Annotated in this window: 13 protein-coding genes; 9 read left to right on the plus strand and 4 right to left on the minus strand. The window is 35.9% G+C overall.

What is annotated here, in order from left to right; all coding sequences use genetic code 11:
* Positions 1–17: 17 nt before the first annotated feature.
* A complete protein-coding gene (locus AB674_RS02745) occupies positions 18–446 on the minus strand; it encodes a PaaI family thioesterase (RefSeq protein WP_047773634.1) in 429 nt (142 codons plus the stop codon).
* Positions 447–707: 261 nt separating this feature from the next.
* Between AB674_RS02745 and AB674_RS02750 the strand changes: the two genes are divergently transcribed.
* The 3 genes from AB674_RS02750 to purL all read left to right on the plus strand — a co-directional run bounded on the left by AB674_RS02750 (position 708) and on the right by purL (position 8,815).
* Complete coding sequence (locus AB674_RS02750) at positions 708–2,222, plus strand: hypothetical protein (protein ID WP_047773636.1); 1,515 nt, start codon at positions 708–710, stop codon at positions 2,220–2,222.
* A gap of 679 nt (positions 2,223–2,901) precedes the next feature.
* The gene (locus AB674_RS02755; RefSeq protein ID WP_047773638.1) at positions 2,902–4,758 is read left to right on the plus strand and encodes an endonuclease; all 1,857 of its coding nucleotides are present in this window, start codon (positions 2,902–2,904) and stop codon (positions 4,756–4,758) included.
* Between the two features lie 403 nt (positions 4,759–5,161).
* Positions 5,162–8,815 carry a phosphoribosylformylglycinamidine synthase gene (purL, locus tag AB674_RS02760; protein ID WP_047773640.1) on the plus strand — a complete coding sequence of 1,218 codons (3,654 nt, stop codon included), beginning with the start codon at positions 5,162–5,164 and terminating at the stop codon, positions 8,813–8,815.
* 49 nt (positions 8,816–8,864) lie between these two features.
* On the opposite strand, the gene AB674_RS02765 is transcribed toward purL, so the two are convergent.
* Positions 8,865–9,140, minus strand: a complete 276-nt coding sequence (locus AB674_RS02765; protein WP_131701510.1) for a hypothetical protein — start codon at positions 9,138–9,140, stop codon at positions 8,865–8,867.
* Between the two features lie 432 nt (positions 9,141–9,572).
* Between AB674_RS02765 and AB674_RS02770 the strand changes: the two genes are divergently transcribed.
* From AB674_RS02770 to AB674_RS02795, 6 genes are all read left to right on the plus strand, one after another.
* A complete protein-coding gene (locus tag AB674_RS02770) occupies positions 9,573–11,978 on the plus strand; it encodes a TonB-dependent receptor domain-containing protein (protein ID WP_047773644.1) in 2,406 nt (801 codons plus the stop codon).
* Positions 11,979–12,309: 331 nt separating this feature from the next.
* The gene (locus AB674_RS02775; protein WP_047773645.1) at positions 12,310–12,744 is read left to right on the plus strand and encodes a hypothetical protein; all 435 of its coding nucleotides are present in this window, start codon (positions 12,310–12,312) and stop codon (positions 12,742–12,744) included.
* 170 nt (positions 12,745–12,914) lie between these two features.
* Positions 12,915–14,693, plus strand: a complete 1,779-nt coding sequence (locus AB674_RS02780) for an AMP-dependent synthetase/ligase (RefSeq protein WP_047773647.1) — start codon at positions 12,915–12,917, stop codon at positions 14,691–14,693.
* A 751-nt stretch (positions 14,694–15,444) separates the two neighbouring features.
* Positions 15,445–16,959, plus strand: a complete 1,515-nt coding sequence (locus tag AB674_RS02785; RefSeq protein WP_053004183.1) for a reverse transcriptase family protein — start codon at positions 15,445–15,447, stop codon at positions 16,957–16,959.
* Positions 16,960–16,978: 19 nt separating this feature from the next.
* The gene (locus AB674_RS02790; RefSeq protein WP_047773649.1) at positions 16,979–20,323 is read left to right on the plus strand and encodes a WGR domain-containing protein; all 3,345 of its coding nucleotides are present in this window, start codon (positions 16,979–16,981) and stop codon (positions 20,321–20,323) included.
* 3 nt (positions 20,324–20,326) lie between these two features.
* Positions 20,327–21,973: a hypothetical protein gene (locus tag AB674_RS02795; protein WP_047773650.1), complete on the plus strand. Its 1,647-nt coding sequence runs from the start codon at positions 20,327–20,329 to the stop codon at positions 21,971–21,973.
* Positions 21,974–22,084: 111 nt separating this feature from the next.
* On the opposite strand, the gene AB674_RS02800 is transcribed toward AB674_RS02795, so the two are convergent.
* Both AB674_RS02800 and AB674_RS02805 read right to left on the minus strand, forming a co-directional pair.
* Complete coding sequence (locus AB674_RS02800) at positions 22,085–23,554, minus strand: tyrosinase family protein (protein ID WP_047773789.1); 1,470 nt, start codon at positions 23,552–23,554, stop codon at positions 22,085–22,087.
* Positions 23,555–23,594: 40 nt separating this feature from the next.
* Positions 23,595–24,023 carry a hypothetical protein gene (locus AB674_RS02805; RefSeq protein ID WP_047773652.1) on the minus strand — a complete coding sequence of 143 codons (429 nt, stop codon included), beginning with the start codon at positions 24,021–24,023 and terminating at the stop codon, positions 23,595–23,597.
* Between the last annotated feature and the right edge of the window lie 11 nt (positions 24,024–24,034).

The raw sequence follows: 24,034 nt of genomic DNA on the forward strand, positions 1-24,034 counted from the left end.
TTTTTTAAATATTATTTTTAACTTTTCTTTCTATCCAAAACCATATTCGTCAATTTGCAGAGCGAAATCAGATTCCCGGCTTCATCTGTGATTTTAATTTCCCAAAGATGAATACTTCTTCCCTTGTGAATAATTCGCGCTGTTCCGAAAACATAACCTTCGCGAATGCTTTTTAGATGATTGGCAGAAATTTCGATTCCGCGAACTTCTTGTTCATTCGGATCTATAAAGAAAAAAGAGGCTGCACTTCCTACACTTTCAGCCAAAGCGACTGAAGCTCCTCCGTGCAATAATCCCATTGGTTGGTAAACAGCAGGGTTTACTGGCATTTTTGCCGTCAAAAAATCTTCTCCGGCGTCAATATATTCTATTTTTAACGTTTCCATCAAAGTGTTTTTCGAAAACTCATTGCAGTGCGCTAAAATTTGTTCTTTTGTATACTTCATTAAAATAGGCTTTAAAATCGTAAAATTAAAGAAAAGATGAGATACAAATCCGAAAATCCAATTCTAATATTAAAATTCATTTATAAACCTGTCAGATTTTTGCTATTTTTACCAAAACATAAATCAAAGGCAAATACATTTTCAATAAAATTCAATGCCTTCGATTTCACAGATTATTAAGGAAGAAGGCATTAAGATTAAATAGACAAAAATCTTTTTTAAACCCTTTCAATCTGCAACAAAAAAACTAAACCAATTCAAATGCGTCACTTTTTTGTACTCTTCATTTTCGGAATACTTTTAGCTGCCAGCTCCTGTCGGACTGATTTTGATACCACAGCCAGTTCAGGAAATTTAAAATTTTCAAAAGACACTGTTTATTTGGATACCGTTTTTAAAAACATCGGCTCAAGCACCTATCAACTTAAAGTATACAACACAAGCAAAAAAGACATTTCTATTCCGGTCATTCAACTCAAAAAAGGGTTAAATTCTAAATATCGAATGACTGTAGACGGAATGAGCGGAAACAATGGTAAGATTTTTAACAATGTTACCCTTTTGGCTAAAGACAGTCTGTACATTTTTGTAGAAACTACAGCTGACATTACAGATGCTAACCCAACTGATTTTTTATACACGGATGAAATTCAATTCGACAGCGGAGCCAATCAGCAAAAAGTAGCTTTGGTAACCTTAATTCAGGACGCTGTTTTTTTATACCCACAGCAAAATCCGGACGGAACCAAAGAAAAAATCCAAATCGACGGAAAAGCTGTTGATGGTTTTTATTTGAATGAAACAGATGCAGTTAACGGAAACGAACTGATTTTCAACAATACTAAACCATACGTTATTTATGGTTATGCCGGAGTTCCTCAAAGCAAAACCGTCACTTTTGAAGCTGGAGCAAGAGTTTATTTCCATGCCAATTCCGGACTTTTTGTAGATAAAAATGCTTCTTTAAAAATAAACGGAGCTGCTTCAACCAGTTCAAAACTGGAAAACGAAGTTGTCTTTAGAGGAGATCGACTAGAATCCCTTTACGCTGATATTCCGGGGCAATGGGATGCTGTTATTCTGGCGGACGGAAGCACAAATCACACCATCAATCATTTGACATTAAAGAATGCTACAATAGGTTTATCCATCAGAAACCAAGATGCTACAACGGTACAAATCAAAAATACACAGATTTACAACTGTTCTCAATATGGAATTTTAGCTCAAAATGCACGAATCAACGGAGAGAATATTGTTATAAATTATTCGGGACTAGCGAGTTTATCTTGTATTTACGGTGGAGATTACAACTTTACACATGCTACTTTTTACAACAATTGGTCGAGTAGTCAACATTTCGCCGTTCACTTAAGCAATCGTCTGGCCGGTGCAACACCCGAAACCAAAGATTTAACCAAGGCAACTTTTAACAATTGCATTATCTATGGTACAAGCACAAACGAATTTAACTTAGACAAAAGCGCAAATGCACAATTTGTATACCAATTGAATAACTGTTTATTGAAATTCAGCAGCACAAACAACAGTCCGGATTACCAGTTTAAAAATGATCCTGTTCACTACAATCAAATTATTCTAAATGAAAATCCGAAGTTTTATAATGCCTCTAAAAACAAATTCAATATAGACAAAACGTCTGCCGCTTTCGCGAAAGGAAATCAGGCATATGCAATTCCATTGGATATTATTGGAAATGCCCGAACTTCTCCTCCCGATTTGGGTGCTTATCAGAGTAAAGATTTTCCTAAATAAGTTTTACTGCCCATATAGCTGCCGAATTTAAACCATATAAGTAATGTAAGTTCATTTAAACTTAGCTTAATAGCATGTTACTTATTTGGTTTCTAAGTTCATTAAAGTAAAATTTTCACAAAATAAGTTTTACTACCCACATAGCTACCGGATTTGAACCATATAAGTAATGTAAGTTCATTTAAACTTAGCTTAATAGCATGTTACTTAATTGGTTTCTAGTAAAATTTTTACAGAATAAGCTCTATTGCTTACATAGCTGCCGAATTTGAACCATATAAGTAATGTAAGTTCATTTAAAATTAGCTTAATAGCATGTTACTTATTTGGTTTCTTTATTCCATTTCGGGATTTACCAAAATAAAAAAAATCCAAAAAAATAAGTTTTACTACCCACATAGCTACCTAATTTGAACCATATAAGTCATGTCAGAAAATATAAGTTTCGTTTAAATGAACTTACATCACTTATATGGTTTAAAAAAACACAGCAATTTCTGCGTGTAAAACCAGCACTAAAACAACCGTAAGAAAATATATCCAAAATTTAAACATCTCTTAATACCGCATACTTATAAAAACAGTAGGTTTGGCGCGATCAATAAATTAAATAACTGATTACCAATTTTCTGAAAATTTAATTTATCTTGTTCACCTAACCAAACCTAAACTATTATTTATGAAAAAAAGCTACTCTTCGTTTCTATTACTGGTCTTTACTATTGCTGGTTTCGCACAGATTCCATCCGGTTATTACAACACCGCAACCGCAACCGGTTACACACTGAAAACACAATTGTATAACATTATAAAAGACCATACCAATAACGGATATGCAGGTTTATACACCACCTACCAAACTTCAGATGTAGACAATTTCTACGAAAATGACGGAACCGTTTTAGACATGTACTCCGAAAACCCGTCAGGGAAAGATCCTTATAATTACAGTACCGGAACTACACAAAGATGCGGTAACTATTCTGTAGAAGGCGATTGTTACAACAGAGAGCACATTATTCCACAATCAGTTTTTAATGAGCAATCACCAATGGTTGCCGATGCCCATTTTATTACACCAACAGATGGTAAAGTAAACGGAATGCGCTCGAACTATCCACACGGAGTGGTGAATGCTCCAACTTATACGTCTAAAAACGGAGGAAAACTGGGTCCGAATTCAACATCAGGGTATTCAGGAACTGTTTTTGAACCTATAAATGATTTCAAAGGAGATATTGCCCGAATGTATTTTTACTTTGCAACCCGTTATGAGAATACTGTTTCGGGTTATAGTTATGCGATGTTTGATGGTTCCAGTAACAAAGTATTTACAACCGTCTTTTTAAATATTCTTTTGCAATGGAATGCGCAAGATCCTGTAAGTGCAAGAGAAATTGCCCGAAACAATGCCATCTACGCCCGTCAAAACAATAGAAATCCCTATATTGATCATCCGGAATATGTAAACCAAATCTGGGGTGGTGGTACTTCTCCATCCGGAGACACTCAGGCTCCTACTACACCAACAAGTTTAGCTTCAACAAGTAAAACTTCGGTTTCAATTGCACTTAGCTGGACCGCTTCTACCGATAATGTGAATGTTACCGGTTATGATGTTTATGCCAACAATGTTTTAAAAACTACTGTTTCAGGGTCAACTGCAACCCTAACAGGTTTAACTGCTTCGACCAATTATTCGATCTACGTAAAAGCAAAAGATGCGGCAGGAAACACTTCTCCAGCCAGTACTACGATTGCCGTTACAACCGACAGTAGCGGTACAGGCGGAGCTGCCACCGAGTTACTTTTCTCTGAATATATTGAAGGTTCCGGAAACAATAAAGCTTTAGAAATCGCAAATAACACCGGAAGTGCCGTAAACCTGTCTATTTACACCCTAAAAAAACAAACAAATGGCGCAGGTGCCTGGAGTACAGGATTAGCCTTAACGGGAACATTGAGCAGCGGTGGTAAATATGTACTGGTAAACAGCTCCATTTCCTCGACTTGTTTCTCAACCAGTGCCGCCAATATTTCGACAACCGCAACCGAACTGGCTTTTAATGGCAATGATGCTGTCGGTTTATTTAAAAATGGTGTTCTGATTGACATCATCGGAACGTTTAGTGGCGGAACAGCCAACTTTGCCGCCGATGTTACACTAAGAAGAAAGGCAACCGTAACTTCTCCATCCACAACATTTAATTTAACCTCGCAGTGGGATTCGTACACTAGTGACACCTGTAACAATTTAGCAAGTAAAATAGCAAAAGCAAGTAAAGAGGAAACAGTTACTGCTACCGATGACATTCTGATTTACCCTAATCCTTCAAAAGGAAACTTCACTATTGGATTTCCTAATTCAACAGAGCACTATTCAGTTGAAATCCTTTCGTTTTCCGGACAAAAAGTTTTCGAAAAACGAAATAACACAGATTCCGAAATAGCAGTTCACCATCTTGCAGCAGGAATATACATAATCAAAATAGCCACCGACGCAAAAACGGTTTACAAAAAAATCATAATCAACTAATTAAAAACTAGAATATTCATAATTTAAAAGCGGCAGATTGCCGCTTTTTTTATTTCACAAGAATCAAGAAGACCATTTTTTAAATTATTTAAGATGTTTTTTTAATAGCCGTTGATTGAAACCAAAAGCAATTCAAAGCCTATCCAAATTCCACCTGCAAAGCCTAATCGCAACAAAGTTTAAACATCCTAACACACTAATAAAACTTTGCGACTCCGCGCCTTTGCGAGATTAAAAAAACAAAACACAACAACCGCCTCGTTCCCACTTTCAAAACGAACTTACATTACTTGCTTTCATAAAAAAACAGCCTTTAATTTTTTTTCAAAAGAGATGGTTTTCAAATTTGCGCTTACTATTTATTTACACTAAATTTGCACTTCAATACAACAAACTACACAAAATGATCCATTTCTTTGAAAACCAAAGCAAAACTGTTTTTGCCGTACAAACGCAAAACGAAATTTCAGCTCAAGACATTTCAAAATTAAACTGGCTTTTTGCCGACTCCAATAAGATCGAAAAATCCGCACTGACGGATTTTTTTGTTGGCCCACGTGCCACTATGATTACACCTTGGAGTACAAATGCAGTAGAAATCACTCAGAATATGGGTATTTCGGGCATTATCAGAATTGAAGAATTTCACCCCGCAACGGAGGATTTCACCGATTTTGACCCGATGCTTTTGCAAAAATTCAGCCAATTAGATCAGGAAATTTTCACGATCAACGTACAACCGGAACCGATTCTCGATATCGATGATATTGCGGCATACAATAAAACGGAAGGTTTGGCTTTAAGTGAAGAAGAGGTAGCTTATTTAGATAATTTAGCCGTAAAACTTGGAAGAAAACTAACCGATTCTGAAATTTTTGCTTTCTCACAAGCAAATTCAGAGCACTGTCGTCACAAGATTTTCAACGGAACTTTTATTATTGACGGTGAAGAAAAAGAGACTTCTCTATTCAAACTAATCAAAAAAACATCTCAGGAAAATCCTAACGATATTGTTTCTGCTTACAAAGACAACGTTGCTTTTGTAAAAGGACCAAAAGTGCAGCAGTTTGCACCAAAAACTGCCGATAAACCTGATTTTTATGAAGTAAAAGAATTTGATTCGGTTATTTCATTAAAAGCAGAAACACACAATTTCCCAACAACTGTAGAGCCTTTCAATGGAGCTGCAACCGGATCAGGAGGAGAAATTCGTGACCGTTTAGCGGGTGGTCAAGGTTCATTGCCATTGGCAGGAACTGCTGTTTATATGACTTCTTACTCTCGTTTAAACGCAGAACGTAAGTGGGAAAATGCTGTTGAAGAAAGAAAATGGTTGTACCAGACTCCAATGGATATTTTAATCAAAGCATCAAACGGAGCTTCTGATTTTGGAAATAAATTTGGTCAGCCTTTAATTACAGGTTCTGTTTTAACTTTCGAACACGAAGAAAACAACCGCAAAATTGGTTACGACAAAGTAATCATGCAAGCAGGTGGAATCGGATACGGAAAACTGGATCAATCCATCAAAAAGAAACCACAGGAAGGCGATAAAATCGTGATACTAGGTGGAGAAAATTATAGAATCGGAATGGGTGGTGCTGCAGTTTCTTCTGCAGATACAGGTGCTTTTGGTTCAGGAATCGAATTAAACGCGATTCAGCGTTCTAATCCGGAAATGCAAAAACGTGCCGCAAATGCAATTCGTGGTTTAGTTGAAAGTGACAATAATCCAATTGTTTCTATTCACGATCACGGTGCGGGTGGGCACTTAAACTGTCTTTCTGAATTAGTGGAAGAAACCGGAGGTTTAATCGATTTAGATAAATTACCTGTTGGAGACCCTACCCTTTCTGCAAAAGAAATTATCGGTAACGAATCTCAGGAAAGAATGGGATTGGTTATTGGCCAAAAAGACATTGACACCTTACAAAGAATTGCCGACAGAGAGCGTTCTCCAATGTATCAGGTGGGTGATGTTACGGGTGATCATCGTTTTACTTTCCAATCTAAATCAAATGGTTCAAAACCGATGGATTATGCTTTGGAAGATTTCTTCGGAAGTTCACCAAAAACGGTAATGACTGACAAAACAATCGACAGAAAATATGCTGATGTTTCTTACTCGGCAAATGATTTCGAAAGTTATTTACAAGACGTTTTACGTTTAGAAGCGGTTGCCTCAAAAGACTGGCTGACTAATAAAGTAGACCGTTGTGTAGGTGGAAAAGTGGCTAAACAGCAAAATGCAGGTCCGTTACATTTACCATTGAACAATGTGGGTGTAATGGCTTTAGATTATTTAGGTAAAGAAGGAATCGCAACTTCTATCGGTCACGCTCCTATTGCCGCTTTAATTGATCCGGTTGCAGGAAGTAGAAATGCTATCGCAGAGTCGTTATCAAACATCGTTTGGGCTCCGATTAAAGACGGAATGAAAGGAATTTCACTTTCAGCTAACTGGATGTGGGCTTGTAAAAATGAAGGAGAAGATGCTCGTTTGTACGCTGCTGTTGAAGGTTGTTCTGAATTTGCTATCGAATTAGGAATTAATATTCCAACAGGAAAAGATTCCCTTTCGATGAAACAAAAATACCCTAACGACGAAGTAATTGCACCGGGAACGGTTATTATTTCTGCCGGAGGAAATTGTATCGACATTAAAAAAGTAGTAGAACCGGTTTTACAGAAAAACGGAGATGCTATTTATTATATCAATTTGTCTCAGGATGCTTTCCAATTAGGAGGTTCTTCTTTTGCACAAACCAGAAACACAATCGGAAATAAAACATCTACTATAAAAGATGCTTCTTTCTTTAAAACTGCCTTTAACACAATTCAGGAATTAATTTTAGAAGATCAGATTCTTGCCGGACACGATATCGGAAGTGGTGGTTTGATTACTACTTTACTGGAAATGTGTTTTGCTGATGTAAATCTTGGAGCCAAAATTGATTTTAGCGCTTTCGCTGAAAAAGACTTGTTAAAAATCCTTTTCGCTGAAAACATCGGAATCGTTTTTCAAGCTAAAAATAATGCAACTGTTGAAGCAAAATTGAGTGCCAACAATGTTGAGTTCTTCAAAATAGGTTCCGTACAAAACACCGCAATTTTGGAATTTGGAGCTTACAAATTAGATATTGCGAAGTACAGAGATATCTGGTTTGAGACTTCTTATTTATTAGATCAAAAACAATCTAAAAACGGAAGAGCTCAGGCACGTTTCGAAAACTATAAAAATCAAGTATTAAACTATACTTTCCCGGCACACTTTACAGGTAAAAAACCTGTCATCTCGAGCGGAGTCGAGAGACCAAAAGCCGCTATTATTCGTGAAAAAGGAAGTAATTCTGAACGTGAAATGGCAAATGCTATGTACTTAGCCGGTTTTGATGTAAAAGACGTTCACATGACCGATTTGATTTCAGGTCGTGAAACATTAGAAGACATTCAGTTTATAGGTGCAGTTGGAGGATTCTCTAATTCAGACGTTTTAGGTTCTGCCAAAGGTTGGGCCGGCGCTTTCTTATACAACGAAAAAGCAAAAACAGCTTTAGCTAATTTCTTCAAAAGAGAAGATACTTTATCGGTTGGAATCTGTAACGGATGTCAGTTGTTTATGGAATTAGAAGTAATCAATCCGGAACATAAAGTACACGGAAAAATGCTTCATAACGAAAGTAACAAACACGAGAGTATCTTTACTTCGGTAACCGTTCAAGAAAACAATTCGGTTATGTTATCTACATTAGCGGGAAGTACTTTAGGAGTTTGGGTTTCACACGGAGAAGGAAAATTCAACTTACCGGAACCGGAAGAAAATTACAACATCGTTTCTAAATATGCTTACGAAGGTTATCCGGCAAACCCTAACGGTTCGGATTACAATACGGCAATGATGTGTGATAAAACTGGAAGACATTTGGTAATGATGCCACATATTGAGCGTTCAACGTTCCAATGGAACTGGGCACATTATCCAAAAGACAGAAATGACGAAGTTTCGCCTTGGCATGAAGCTTTTGTCAATGCCAGAAAATGGATTGAGAAAAACTAAATATAACAAAAACGCCTCAGTACTATCCCCAAATAGCTGAGGCATTTTTTTATTTTCTTGCTAACGAAGCAAGACCGGTAACTATACCCGAAGCGGCAAAGGCTGCTAATCCGGAAGCGACTGCATTTTGACCAGCAAAATACTGATTATCAATCGTTAGATTACTAAATACTGTTCCACCTACAACTCCGGCTATTATTCCCAAACCAAGAACGGTGTAAATCCACCAAGGTTCCGGATCTGGATGTGGCGGCACTTTCCATGGTCTCCAACCAGGATATTTAGTACCACACCAGCCCATCATTAAAAAAAAAGCAGTTTCCATGATCATATTTTTAAATTAAAGCCTACTCGTTTGCTTTTCGGCTTACGCATTTAATTATTTGATAAAATTACTGCAATCCAACTTTTTGCTTCTTCTGCTTTTTCCTGTTTTTTTTAGGGGAAAAACACCCTTTTTTATTCCTAACCTAAATTCGATTATTAAGTAACTGATTGATGTATTGCGATTTTCCTACTAAGCCTTTTTTAAACCCTGCTAAAGTCTAAAACATAAATAATGATCCCTACAAGGTTAAAAAAAGACCTTGCAGGAGATAGAAACAACACATTAAATACTGATAAACAACACTTTAAACCAAAGCTATTAATCGATTTAAGGTTTATAATCTAATCTTTAGCACGGACTAAGATTAATTTAATACTATCTTAAGCCAGTTTCTTCACACCTAATTCATCTGACAAATATCTTTGCCTTATGAAAAAATACATGCCTAAAATAACACTGCTCATCGCTTTACTTATCATAAGTCAATACACCTTTGCCCAAAATTCACCTTCCATAAAAGGAACTGTTTCTGACGGTAAAGTTCCAATTGAATTTGTTTCTGTAATCCTGAAAAAAAGTAATGACTCCACCAAAGTTGCTTCTTATGCTGTAACAGATGCGTTAGGAAATTTTTCTTTAGAAAAAATCGTTTCAGGCGATTATCAGTTGCAATTCGAATTAATTGGATTTAAAACTGCTTCTAAAAAAATAACATTTATAAACACCGGCATAAATCTCGGCACAACGGTTTTACAAAACGACACGAACGTATTAAACGCCGTTATTGTAAATTCTAATAAAAAACAAATTCAAAAAACCGATGAAGGATTTGTTTTTAATGCCGCATCAAATATTTCACAAACCGGCGGTACCGCTACAGACATGCTAAAAAGCATTCCAACCGTTGCCGTAGATGCTGACGGAGGCATTTCGCTACGCGGAAAAACACCAATGATACTAATTAACGGAAAAAACTCTGCCATCACCAATATGGATCAGATCGCGGCAAGTAGTATCGAAAGTATAGAAGTAATCAGTAATCCGACTGCCAAATACGACGCCAATGCCGAAAGCGGAATCATCAATATAAAACTCAAGAAAAACAATCAGGCGGGTCTTAACGGTGCTGTAGTTTTAGGTGGAGGATTTGGAGCGAAAGGCAGAATGAACAGCTCTGTACAATTAAATCAGAAAACCGAAAAATGGAATTTTGGCTTGGGTTACGACAACCGTTTTGCCGGACGAACAAAAAAAATAAAAGGCGAAAGAACCAATTATTTTATTGCTGACGAACATTATATCGATCAAAACAGAAGCGATCAGCGCACGGAAGGATTACAAAATCTAAAATTTAATATTGATTTTTCGCCAAGCGAAAGAAACACATTCTCTTTTGAAGCGCTCGGAAATTTAGAAAATCAGGACAATGACGAAACTTTGCATACCGCAGTTCATACCAACACGAACAACTTTTTTTCAAACAACATCAGACATTCTCTGGAACTGGAACGCTCAAAAGCAGCAGAACTGGCTTTTAATTATGATCGAAAATTTTCTGATAATAGAAAAAGTCTAAATGCAGGTATTACTTCGTCATTCAATTTTCATAGAGAAAATACCGATATTGATACAAATAATTATGATGAGAATGAAGTCATAATTGGAAATCCAGACCTTCAAAAAACACATAATTATGAAAAGGAAAATATCTCGAATGCCTTTTTAAACTATGTCGTTCCAATTTCAGAAAAAGCAATCGTTGAAACTGGATACAAAGGAACTTTCCGATTTTTTAATTCCGATTTTCAGAGTGCGGACCAAATCAATAGCGATTATGTGGTTAATCCTTTAGCCAGCAACATTTTTGATTTTAACGAACAAATCAATGCGGCCTATGGTTTGTTGAATTCCTTTATTGGCACTGCCGAAAATCCAAAATGGAAATACAATCTGGGCATTCGTGCCGAACAGGTCACTAACAATGGAAAAACGCAAAACAACAGCGACAATTTCTCGAACAATTATTTAAAACTCTTTCCGTCAGCATCCTTACAACTGAATCTGAAATCAGATGAGTTTCTGAAATTGGGCTACAGCAAACGTATCAATCGTCCTGATTTAGACAATCTGAATCCTTTTATCGACATTACAGATGCATTGAATCCGCATGGTGGAAATCCTTATCTGAAACCTGAAATTATACATATTGTAGAATTAGGATACAATAAAGAATGGGAGAACTATTCCATCTCAGCAAATGCTTTTTACAGAAATGCCAACAACACCATCAAACAATACGCGGAACTTCAAGACAACGGCGTTGTTTTACTGAAACCGCAGAATATCGGCACAACTACCACGTATGGTCTGGAAACCATCTTTAGTTTAAAACCATTTAAATTTTACAATGCAAACCTTAGCATAACCGCTTTTCAACAAAATATTGATGCCTCTAATCTGGCGCAGGATGTGGTCAATAATGCTTTTAACTGGTACGGAAAAATCATTAATAATTTTGCTCCGTGGCAAGGAGGAAAACTTCAGATAATTGGAAATTACAATTCTGCATTGGCTACTCCACAAGGAAAAAGGATTCCGATTTATAATGTAGACATGGGTTTCCAACAAAAATTAGGAAAAGGAAATGCCCGTCTGGGACTGGTCGTAACCGATATGTTTAATACACTCGAAAGCGGCTACAAAAACAACACGGCTCTTTTTAGTAACAACCGAACCTCAAAATCAGACACACGCGCCCTAATGCTTACTTTTGCTTACACATTCAAATCTGATTTCAAAGAAAAACTACTGGAAAATCAATTTTCAACAGAGTAACCCTTCTCCAAGATCACCGCAGTCTAAAAAAAAATCAAAAAAAAAAATCAGTTTCATCAGCGTTTTTGCGACAGCAAATCAGCGTAATCCGCGTCCTATCTATATACATTCTTTGCACACAGACAAAACAGATTCGCTATCGCGAAGATGCGGATTAAAACGGATAAAAAAGTTAATTTTCTTAGATAGCAATCTTTGGAAATGAAATGTTAAAAAAAAATATCATTCTTGTAATTTGGATTCATTTTTTTATTAAAATTTGAACTATATTCGCTTAAAAAACCTGCTAAAGGATTTTTTGAGGCCCCCAAAACACTAAAATCTACATAGAATGAAAATTTTAAAAGCATTTCTTTTTGTCTTATTTTTTATTGCCACGCAATCTTATTCTCAGGAAATCAACATTGATAAAATTGTTTACAAAGGTCGCGAACGTTACATCACCACTACTATTTCTTATCCGATGCAAGGAACTTATTTGCCTATTGGAAAAAAAGAACCTAGTACAGTTCTAAATCCAGATGGGACAGGTATCATTCAAGATGATGATTTAAGCAAAAAAAAGATAAATTGGGGTGTTGAATGCACAGAAGAAGGTGTTGCCGTTTTTAAAGAAGGTTTCAACAGTGCCTCTTATACCTTTTGGTACAGAACAAACGATAGCGATGAATGGAATTACACGCAACTTTCGATTCATTTTGTCAAAAAGAAAATGTTCTTAATGGGAGAGAGAGTAAAAACTTATGAAGATTTTCATGTGCAATAAGCAGCAGGTAAAAATTAAACATTTCTTGATTTTTTCTGAAATTTACTAGTGAAAAGAAAACGTTTTCGTTGATTTTTAATAGTACTTATAATTTTTGCCATAAAATTCTACAAAATTAAAAATTATACCCATTTTTTATTTAATTTGCAATAAAATTCAATATTTTAAACATGGTTTCAATCACACGCCTTTTTGATTTTCCTTATTATCAACAAGAGACTTATAATCTACAGGTTGCGCTTGCAACCAAAAAAAATGGAACCTGGGAAAAAACATCAAGCCAGGAATATATTGCTAAAGCAAATGCTGTTTCAAGAGCATTATTACGCATGGGCATTCAGAAAGATGATAAAATTGCATTAATCACTTCTAATAACCGCACCGAATGGAATATCATGGATATTGGTATTTTACAAACGGGAGCACAGAACGTTCCGATTTATCCAACTATATCTGAAGAGGATTACGAATATATTTTAAACCACAGCGGAAGCATTTACTGTTTCGTTTCAGACGACGAAGTATACCAAAAAGTAAAAGCAATCCAGGCCAATGTACCGACCTTAAAGGAAGTGTATTCTTTTAATGAAATTGCAGGCTGCAAACACTGGTCAGAATTACTGACTTTGGGTGCAGATGAAAGCAATCAGTCTGAAGTTGAGGCCAGAAAAGACAGCATTCAAGCCGATGATTTGGCTACTATTATTTATACATCAGGAACTACCGGAAGACCAAAAGGGGTTATGCTTTCACACAAAAACATTGTTTCCAATGTTTTAGACAGCTCACCGAGAATTCCTTTTGATCCGGGAAAAAGTACTGCTTTAAGTTTCCTACCAATTTGCCATATTTTTGAAAGAATGATTTTGTACATCTATCAATATTATGGTGTTTCGGTTTATTTCGGAGAATCTATTGATAAAATCAGTGATAACCTGAAAGAAGTTCGTCCAACAGTTATGACAGCTGTTCCGAGACTATTAGAAAAGGTATATGATAAAATCTATGCAAAAGGAGCTGAATTAACAGGAATCAAGAAAAAACTATTCTTCTGGGCTATTGATTTAGGTCTAAGATATGAGCCATACGGAGCAAACGGTGGCTGGTATGAATTTCAATTAAAAATTGCCCGTAAACTTATTTTCAGCAAATGGAAAGAAGGTTTAGGAGGTAATCTGGATTTAATGGTTTCAGGAAGTGCCGCTTTACAACCCCGATTAGCAAGAGTTTTTGCAGCTGCAGAAATTCCGGTTATGGAAGGATACGGTTTATCTGAAACATCTCCTGTAATTGCTGTTAACGACCAAAGAAACAGAGGTTTCAAAATTGGAACTGTTGGAAAAGTAATAAACAACGTTGAAGTAAAAATTGCCCAAGACGGTGAAATTCTTTGCAAAGGACCAAACGTAATGTTAGGTTACTTTAAAGATCCTGAAAAAACGGCTGAAGCTTTACAGGACGGTTATTTCCACACCGGAGATATTGGAGAAATTGACAGCGAAGGGTTCCTAAAAATTACCGATCGTAAAAAAGAAATGTTCAAAACTTCAGGCGGAAAATACATTGCTCCTCAATTAATTGAAAATGCGATGAAACAATCTCGTTTTATTGAGCAAATCATGGTAATTGGTGAGGGCGAAAAAATGCCGGCAGCTTTTATTCAGCCAAATTTTGAATTCGTAAAAGAATGGGCTAAAATCCATAAAATTACTTTAGGAGGTTCAAATAGTGAAATTGCTTCAAACGCTCAAGTAATCAAAAGAATTGATGAAGAAGTAGAAGGCATTAACGAAAAATTCGGTCACTGGGAAAAAATCAAACGTTTTGAACTAACTCCGGATGTATGGTCAATCGATGGTGGACAACTTACTCCTACCCTTAAATTGAAACGTAAAATTATAAAAGAAATCTACAAAGATCTTTACGTTAAAATCTACGGTAACAACTAAGAATCAAATTCTATATATTTTAAAGGACTGTCTCGCAAGGACGGTCCTTTTTTTATTTCGTTATTTTAAAAATTGTTTTTAAACGGATCGGGTTCAAAAGTTGTGGAGAAACAAAATCTCGCGAAGTCGCAGCGTCGCAAAGTTAAAAAATCAGGATAAAAACTTGGCGACGCTGTGTCTTTACGAGAAATAAAAAAAAACATTAAATACTATTAAACAATAATCTAAATTTTGAATATTAATGTAGCTCAGGTCTAAAAACGAAAGCAAAGTTCGCCACAACTTTTAGAATTATTCTTTCTAAACCTTGCATTTTCCTTTAATCCAAGCATTTTTTTCCAAATAATAGTCTTTAAAAAAAAAGCTATCCTATTGTAATTCAATATTTAAAAAAATCGTTCTAACCAAGCTAACAAAAAGACTCCTCTATTTTAAATTTTAGTAGTATTGAATTAAAACTTTTTTACTATGTTTGTTTTGAGTTTAAGAAATACCTTGCTTTTCTTGTATAAAGAAAATGATGATGTTTCGTCATCGATGTAAGATTATTTAACATTCAGCACTACTTCTATCTTATGGATGAGAAAGGGTACTATACGTACAGTTTCGGTTCCACCTCCTCGAGATTAACTGTACGTATAGTACCCTTTCTCGGGAGTTGATAGACATAGTCCTTAGAAAATACGAAGGTTTTAAACTTTAAGCCCTATTGTTGCAATAGGGCTTTTTAATGTAAAATAGCGATTGTAATATGTCTGAACAGCTTAGTAAACAAGAAATCTATGATAGAATAAGAGCTACCTCAAAGGATAGCTACATATTAGAAGAAATGCAACGTTTAGGGTTTTGGCAATCCGGGTCCGAACCTACATTGTCTGAAATTCTCATCCATCAGGAAACAAAGATTGAAAAAGAGCTCAATGAACTTTTAGCACAAGACAAAAAGTTTAGCAATAGAGAAGCCATGCTACTCGAAATGCGTAAAGCCCGAATGAAAATTGCTAAGCAAAAAAGAATTGAGACTATACTTAACCGCGAGAAAAAACAGCTGGAAAAGGCAAAAAACTGGAAATTAGTACAGCAACAGCAAATTCTTTATTTAGGTGAAGAAATATCCGGAGGTCTAAATACCAAAGAAACCAATACTACCCTTTTAGAACACTACAATTTACCTGTTTATCAAGATGCGCTGGCATTGGCCAAAGGCATGCAAATTGACCTCAAAGCTTTACAATACCTTGCTTATAACAGAAAGGTTTCTAAAATCAATCACTATCATACTTTTGAGCTTGAAAAAAAATCAGGCGGTAAACGCAAAATATCAGCTCCAAAAGCAAAACTAAAAGAGGTTCAAAGCTGGATTTTAGAAAACATACTTCATAAAATACCTTATACAGAGGAAGCGCATGGTTTTATAAAAGAACGTTCTATAGTAACCAATGCAAAACCACATCTGAACAAAGAGGTTGTGGTTAATATCGATTTAAAAGATTTTTTCCCTACTGTAACCCATAAAAGAGTAAAAGGCTTGTTTCATAAAATAGGCTATTCGGAAGAAATTGCTACTCTTTTGAGCTTACTGTGCACCTACTCTGAAATTAACGAAACCACACTAGACGGCGTTACGTATTACGTGCAATCCGGTGAACGTAAATTGCCACAGGGTTCACCTGCCAGCCCAGCCATAAGCAATATGATTGTTTATAAAATGGATAAAAAAATTAAAGGGTTGGCCAAAAAGTTAAATTTCGACTACAGCCGTTATGCAGACGACATGAGCTTTTCTACTACGAAAGAGAACAGCAAAAATGTATCCCGATTATTATATTTTACTAAAAAAATCATTGAATCCGAAGGTTTCATCATTCATCCTGACAAAATACATGTCATGCGAAAAGGCATGCAACAAAAGGTAACCGGAGTTGTGGTAAATGAGAAACTTAATATTGATCGCATTCAACTACGAAAATTCCGTGCCCTGCTTCACAATATCGAAAAAAATGGATGGAAGGAGCAACAATGGGGAAAAGCCATTCATTTAATTAATGCTATAGAAGGTTACATCAATTATGTGTTTATGGTTAACCCCGAAAAAGGAGTAGCATTCAAACAGACTTTAAAAAACATTATAAACAAACACGGTTTGCCTATTATAGAAAAAACAAGTATTCCCGAAGAACTGACTCCAATCGTTATTCCGGTTTTGCAGGAGACAGAAGAAACAGTAATGGAGCAAAAGCCGGAGAACTGGTGGAATATTTTTTAATTAATAGCCTTTTTCAATTATGAAATTAATTAAACAGATTAAACTTTTCTATAAAGAAGGGAATTCAGATAAAGTATACGAGATTGACTTATGTTCTATTGATGCCGATAATTATGTGGTCAATTTCAGATATGGAAAAAGAGGCAGCGTATTAAAAGAAGGAACAAAAACCCCTGAATACGTTTCGGCTGACAAAGCACAAGTAATTTTTGATAAACTTGAAAATGAAAAAAAGGGTAAAGGATACGCTTCAGAGATCGAAACACTAATTGAACTTCCATCTCTAGAAAGTGTAGAACCCGATTCTATAAACGGTGTAATCCTGCAACGTTTAGAAGACGCTGTAACAGGCAGAGCGTCTTTTAAAACAAAATGGAAAACCAGCCGTGTTATTTGGAAAGCAGGTTTATTAGACATTAAAGAAGCCATTCCTTATATCATAAAATTAGCCTCAAAAGGGGATGATTTACAAACGTATTCTGCTATTTGGTCTTTAATAAAATTTAAATCTACTGAAGCAGAAGCGGTTTTCAGCTCTAATGCTTTACAAGCCAAACAGAAAGAACACATACGAAATCTGGCTCATGAGGGATTATTAGGAATCCTGAAAGACGAAAAATTACAAAAACATATTGCCTCCATTCTCGAGACCATACCTCAGGAAGCACGCTATTATATTGATAAAAAGGATTATGACTCGCTGATCCTTTTTCTAAAAGAAGAACTGGAACAGAACTCTATCAATTATCTGACTGCTTTGTATTTAGTGGCGAAATTTGATAGTAAACTACACGAAATTGTTGTTTTTTTATTGGAAGCCGTACCATTCAGACCGCCTTATTTTAAACACATTAGAGCGATCTACAAATTAGCTCATATCAGAAATGATGCCGATGTAATAGCGGTTCTTGCTTATCGTTTTGAAAATGAAAATCCGATGTTTACCCGAACTGTTTCGTTAGAGGGGGACTATTACGATACACAATTTGTTGCTGCTGTCAATGAAAGAGTAAATATTGGAAAAGAGCTTCGTGCAAAAGACAGTAAAATTGCTTTCTCGAATTTCACCAAACTCTATTTTCAAAAAAACAGCCTTCGCTTTTTAAAGGAACTGGATGCAGAAACAGACTCCAAAAAATACCTTCGATTTGCGGTGTCTATTTTATCCAAATACACCGAAGACAATTACACCAAAGCCGAGAAATCGCCTTTAAATACCTATGGACAATACAATTACAATGATAGAAAATATTATTACACTGTTGTAGATTATCCGGAGTGTTCTAATTTATTATTGTTGTCTACTATTTTATTTGGGAATGATAAAAAACGAATTCTAACTCCTAAGATGAAATTCATTTTAAGTCAGGAAATTTTCTCAAGCAAAAATTATTATTATTCTGTAAATGAAGTCACTAAGGTAGAAGACAAAAAAACGGTCAAAGAAGAAAATACAACAGCTGTAGCTGTTCCGAATTCCGAATCTGTTCTTGATGTAGCAAAAAAAGCATTTTCAACTTTCTTTGGTAAAAAAGAAACGGAGAAAAAGTCTCCAAGTCTAATCGTTCCCGAAGAAGAAAAAACAGTCCAAAAAGACAACCAAAATCGTTTAGAGTTATTCCCGGAACATTGGGATGCTTTTCCGGAAGCTTACATTCAGCTTATTATGGAAGCTCAAATGAATATCATTCATGAGTTTGCTTATCATAATTTAAAGGCACGAAACGATTTTAATACTTTACTCGATCGTTTTGATGAGACAAGCATATTAAAATTATTGAATAGTGATTTTACCATTCCAAATACTTTAGGGTTCGAAACAATAGTTCTTAAAAATGTAGCGCTTTCTACACAGCTTGGTTTTATTGCAACGGTACTGAATTCTAAAACCGAGTCGGCTAGAAACTGGGCCAAAAACCACATTACAGCAAATCCGACACTATTTCTAAACGATATCGAATGTGTTGTAAAACTGATTTTCAATGAGGTTCCTGATGTAAAAAACTGGATCACTAACACCTTAGAAAATTTTGCTTTTACGGAAGATAAAGCCAAAATAATTACCGGAAAAGTAATCGTTGAGCTCCTTACATTCGAAGAATCTGAAGCCAATAATAAGGCAGCAACATTAGCTATAGAGAGACTTAAAAAAATAGCTGCCTCACAACTAGAACAACTAAGCTGGGATATTGTAGCGCGTTTAATCTCTTCTGATTTAAAAACAAATAACCTGCTGGCCAGTACTATTTTAATCTTAAAATCTGAAAAAGTAGCCTCAAAAGAAATCCCATTTTCACTAATTGCGCTTTTCTTAGCAGATGAAAGTTTTGAAATTAGAAAAAATGGTATTCAGCTCTTAAGTAACTATCAGGAAGATGATTTGCTGGCAAATAGTAGTTCTTTATTAGATTTACTACAGACTAACTATCAAGATGTTCTGGAAGCTGTTTTGGCGCGTATTACACAATTGAGTAAATCAAATTTCGACCTGCTTGACCTTGCACTCCGCAATACGGTCTATGCCATGATTCGAAAAGAAAAATTTGAACGTTCGCATCTGATCTTTAAAAAATTCATACTCGAAGAAACGAGTCAGCAGTGGAATACCGCATTAGAACCTCGTGATGTTATCAAATTAATTTACGCCAATTATAGAGAAAGTCAGTTAACCGGATACGAGATATTGAAAAAATATACCCGTAAAGACGCTTTTACAATCCGTCAGATTATCTCTTTAGGAAACCATGAAATCCTGGCCATCCGTCAATGGTGCTGGAATTATTTCATGGATAAAAAAGAACGTATACGCTCTGAAAGAAATAACGCTTTAGTCATACTGGATACGACTTGGGACGATACGAGAACATTTGCCTTTCATTTTTTCAAAACCGAATTTGACGAAACCGACTGGGATTTAGAATGTCTGATCAGTATCGTAGATTCTGTATTGCCTGCTGTTGAACAGTTTGGAAAAGAAATTATCACGCACTATTTTAATCCGGAAGACGGCGTAACGTATTTAACGAAGTTAAGCCAGCATCCTAGTGTAAATATTCAAATATTTGTTACGAATTACCTCAACACTTATGCTTCAGATAATCTGCCGAAGCTGAAAGAACTTGATTTTTATTTCCGTTCTGTCTTAACACGCGTGCATAAAGCCCGAATTGCAAAACAACGTATTTTTCAATTCTTGCATCTGGAAGGAAAGAAAAATGAAGAAGCTGCTGCTTTTGTAACGCAGATCATCGATGAAGTTTCTGCCACCGTAGCAATACAGGACAAAGCAACTTGTATCGAAATCCTGACCGATTTAAAAACGGTTTACCCGCAATTGCATACCCATTTAATCCTTAAAAACTAAGTTATGTTATTTGATTATAAATACAGCGGAAGCACCATTGTAAATAACACCTCAACAAGTACCGGCATGAGTTTTTCGCCGGATACCTTGCGGGAACCTACTTTTTTTGTTGGAAAACTAAACCAAAAAATAGCCTTCAGAGAAGCTATTTCGGCATTGCACGATGTGGTAATCTCCGATTTACGTTTTTTTCCAAAGGATAAAACAGCTTACAAATTATGGGCTGCAGAACAAGAGAAATTATGGTTAAGCGAGTACATGGCCGATTTTCAGATTGAAAATGTCCGAACCCGTATTCAAGAACTAAAAGAAGAATTAAGCATCGTTCAGAAAGAGAAAAGAACCATCATGGGGCCTTTTAACCAAGCCAAAACCGCTTATTTTGATTATCTGTATAAAAATGACAAAGACGCTTGGTTTGTTCTCGATCCTGTAATTACGGTACATCCCGATGAAGTTTTTTTTGAATGTTTCAGCAAAGATGAATCTTCATACGGAAAATTAAGCTGTAACTATAACATATTTACAGAGATCAGCGACTTTAAATGTGGCACTACCAATATCGATTATTCGGAAGGATTGTATAATGAATTCCAAAAAATAAGAAACTACAAGGAAACCGAATTTAAAATTGATCCTTCCGGTTTTGAAGCCAAAACAACAAACGAAGAAGTTTACAAGGAAGTAAAAATTGACCTCCCCGATTCCTGGGTCAGAGGTTTTCTACAGGTGAGTTCAGCGATGACTTTGCCGGCAACTGTACTGGATTTACACCCTATGGATATCTTTAGTTTGTGTCAATATTTGCGTCGTTTCAAAGAAAAGAAAGGACCAAGAGCATTACGTTTTGTACTGGAACCGGACAAACCTATCAAAGCAATATTTGAACCTTCGCATGACGAAATAACGTTTCATCGTTCTTTATTTCAAGGAAATGAGTCCAAAACAATTCGCATTTGGGGAAGACGTCGTTTACTAATTCTGGAAAGATTAATTCCTATTGCCCGCAATTTTAAGGTCGTTTTACTGGGATCCGGTTTGCCTTCCTTTTTCATCGCAGACTTGGGCGATATGTCGTATACTTTAGGTTTATCAGGATGGACTAAAAATGACTGGAGTACCGCCGGAAATTTTGATTTAATGGCACCCCGAACTAATGTCGATTTATTTACGCAGGAAAAAGTTTTCAATGCCTTGAAAGAAAATTGGCTGGATACCTCTGATCATTTGGCTAAAAAACTGAATCTTGACCCTTCAGTAGTTTCAGCCTCATTGGCAGCCTATACACAAGCCGGAAGAGTAATCTATGATTTGAACTTAGGCCTATATCGAGTGAGGGAACTGACTCAGGAGCCTTTGAATATGAAAACCTTGCGTTTTGCAAGTCCACAAGAAGAAATTGCAAATCAATATATAAGCGAAAATCGCATAAAAATTACTTCCAATGTAAAAGCAGATCATCTGCAAATCAAAGGAAAAGTAACCGATAAAAATTTCACTTATACTACCCTAGCCGTATTAGACAAAGACAACCGTCTGATTGAAGGCAATTGTGAATGTTCCTTTTACCAATCCAATCAATTGCGAAAAGGGCCTTGCGAACATATACTAGCGACTAGAATGGCGTTGCATAACCAAGTGGCCGTATAAATAAAAAGAAGCCGTTTCAGTACTGAAACGGCTTCTTTTTTCTTTTATGATTTTAATTTCTTTATTCAAAAAGCTTACTACTTTTTTTAAGTGTACTACACTCAAAGTGCCTTAGTTTATCTGCGAAACGCCAATTTTTTCAAGCGTTACTTTAGCATCACCACCTCCGGTTTTTTTAATAATGATTTCATAATTCGAATTCGTTTTCAATAAATTGTCCGAAATATAATAGGAGAAGCTCTTTTTTATCCCATCTTCACTTATTGCATGACTTTCATCAACTCCGTGATCATGTTCAAGTCCAAAGAACGTCATTGTTCCAACGTATACATCTTTTTTCTTCGGATAACGAAGATAAACCGTATAGTAATCTTTTGGTTCTTTGTACGCTACTACATCCAAATTTAGTACAATTTTGGCATTTGCTTTACTGGTAAAAACTTTATTGGTATTTTGAACAAGTTTACTGGTTACTTTATGACTATAATCAGTTCCCCCAAGTGGCTTACCTACTTTTTGTTCCCAGATCACAGCTTCTTTTGAATCTTGAAATGACACTAATTTTTTAGTTTTCGTTTCATTGGCCGCTACAACCGGAGTTTTAGAACCATAAAGTAAATTGTCGTATTTGTAATCTAAATCGAAAACGATCTTGTACACTTCTTCCATTGTATAAGTAAGGTGATCTCCATTAGGCGCTATAAACTGATAAGGCCACGGATTCTCTTTTAGCTGTTCTAAAGTAGGACGTTCTCCGTAAGCCGAAACATCCCAGGACTCCCAAATACGATCGACCATACTGTGGTGCAACCAAAAAACAGGGTCAAATCCTGCCGAATCAACATTTGCCATTAAACCCGATGTCACCTTTTGGTATATTTCATTATAATAACTTTCGCTTGGATCTGCATATCCTCCACCTATAAGATTATGCATAAAACCATGAGGCGAACCTTCAAGATTTTGACTAAATCCAGCTGATCCGGTAAAGGAAGGATTGGTTCTCAATTCTTCAAGCGCTAATTGTATCTGCGTAAGTTGCTTTTGAGGAATCGGTTTTCCGTTGTTCAGAACCGTATAACGGGCTGCTGTAAAGAGCGAACCTGATTTGTCTCTTATCGGTTCTGCCAAGATATTATCGACTGTATCTTTGCTTCCATAATTCCAATACGGTATAGCAAAATCGTCTTTTCCGGATAATTCGCGAACAATTTTTTCTAAAAACCAAATGTACATTCTGTGCCATAAAAGAAAATTTAAAGAAGCTGCATCTGACCCATTATGTGTGCAATCACCCCAAGCCCATAATTTATCTTTATCGGTCTGATACGCCGCACAAAGCGCATTAGGGCCGTTAATTGCATTCGGGATATTATGTATTGCTCCCTGATAGTACCAGGAAACACCCATCTCACAGCCCATTGCACGCATTTTCTCAAAAGCGATATTCATTGCTTTCAGATTTTCCTGTCCTTGTGGCGTATTGGCGTTCCATCTAATGTATTTCACATTACTTTTACTTTGACCATAGGAGAGCCCCGAAATCAAAATAATAAAGAATAAAATAGTAATTTTTTTCATTTTGTTTGTTTTTAGGTTTATAATCAGTTGTGTATTGCTGTTAAAGCACATCGACTTCAAAAGTCAAAATCTTCGCATAGCTGGGATTTGCTTTATCATAAATTTTAAATTTTACAATGCCATTACCCGATTTGTTTGCCGGAATCACATGTATGGCTATAAATCCCTGCTGATCGGCATTTAATTTATTAAAAGCCGAACCTTTCGGAATCCCGATCTGGCAAGCCCCATGCTGACACATCGAGCAATCCCATTCTTTTGGAAAAGTGTTTGATACCGTTTCCCAAACCAAATAGATGGGTTTGTTAGAGATATTTTCGACTTTGATTTTAGAAATATCCAGTCGCTTATTTTTCTGCAGGCTTTCCTTATTTGTTGCATTACCCACTACCGAAAAAGTAGCTTTGCCTTGCGCAAATGAGTTCAAAGAAGCAAAAAACAACATAAAATATAAGATTCTTTTTTTCATGAGTACTGATT

This window comes from Flavobacterium sp. ABG (assembly GCF_001027725.1).
GTDB classification, from domain to species: Bacteria; Bacteroidota; Bacteroidia; order Flavobacteriales; family Flavobacteriaceae; genus Flavobacterium; species Flavobacterium cupriresistens.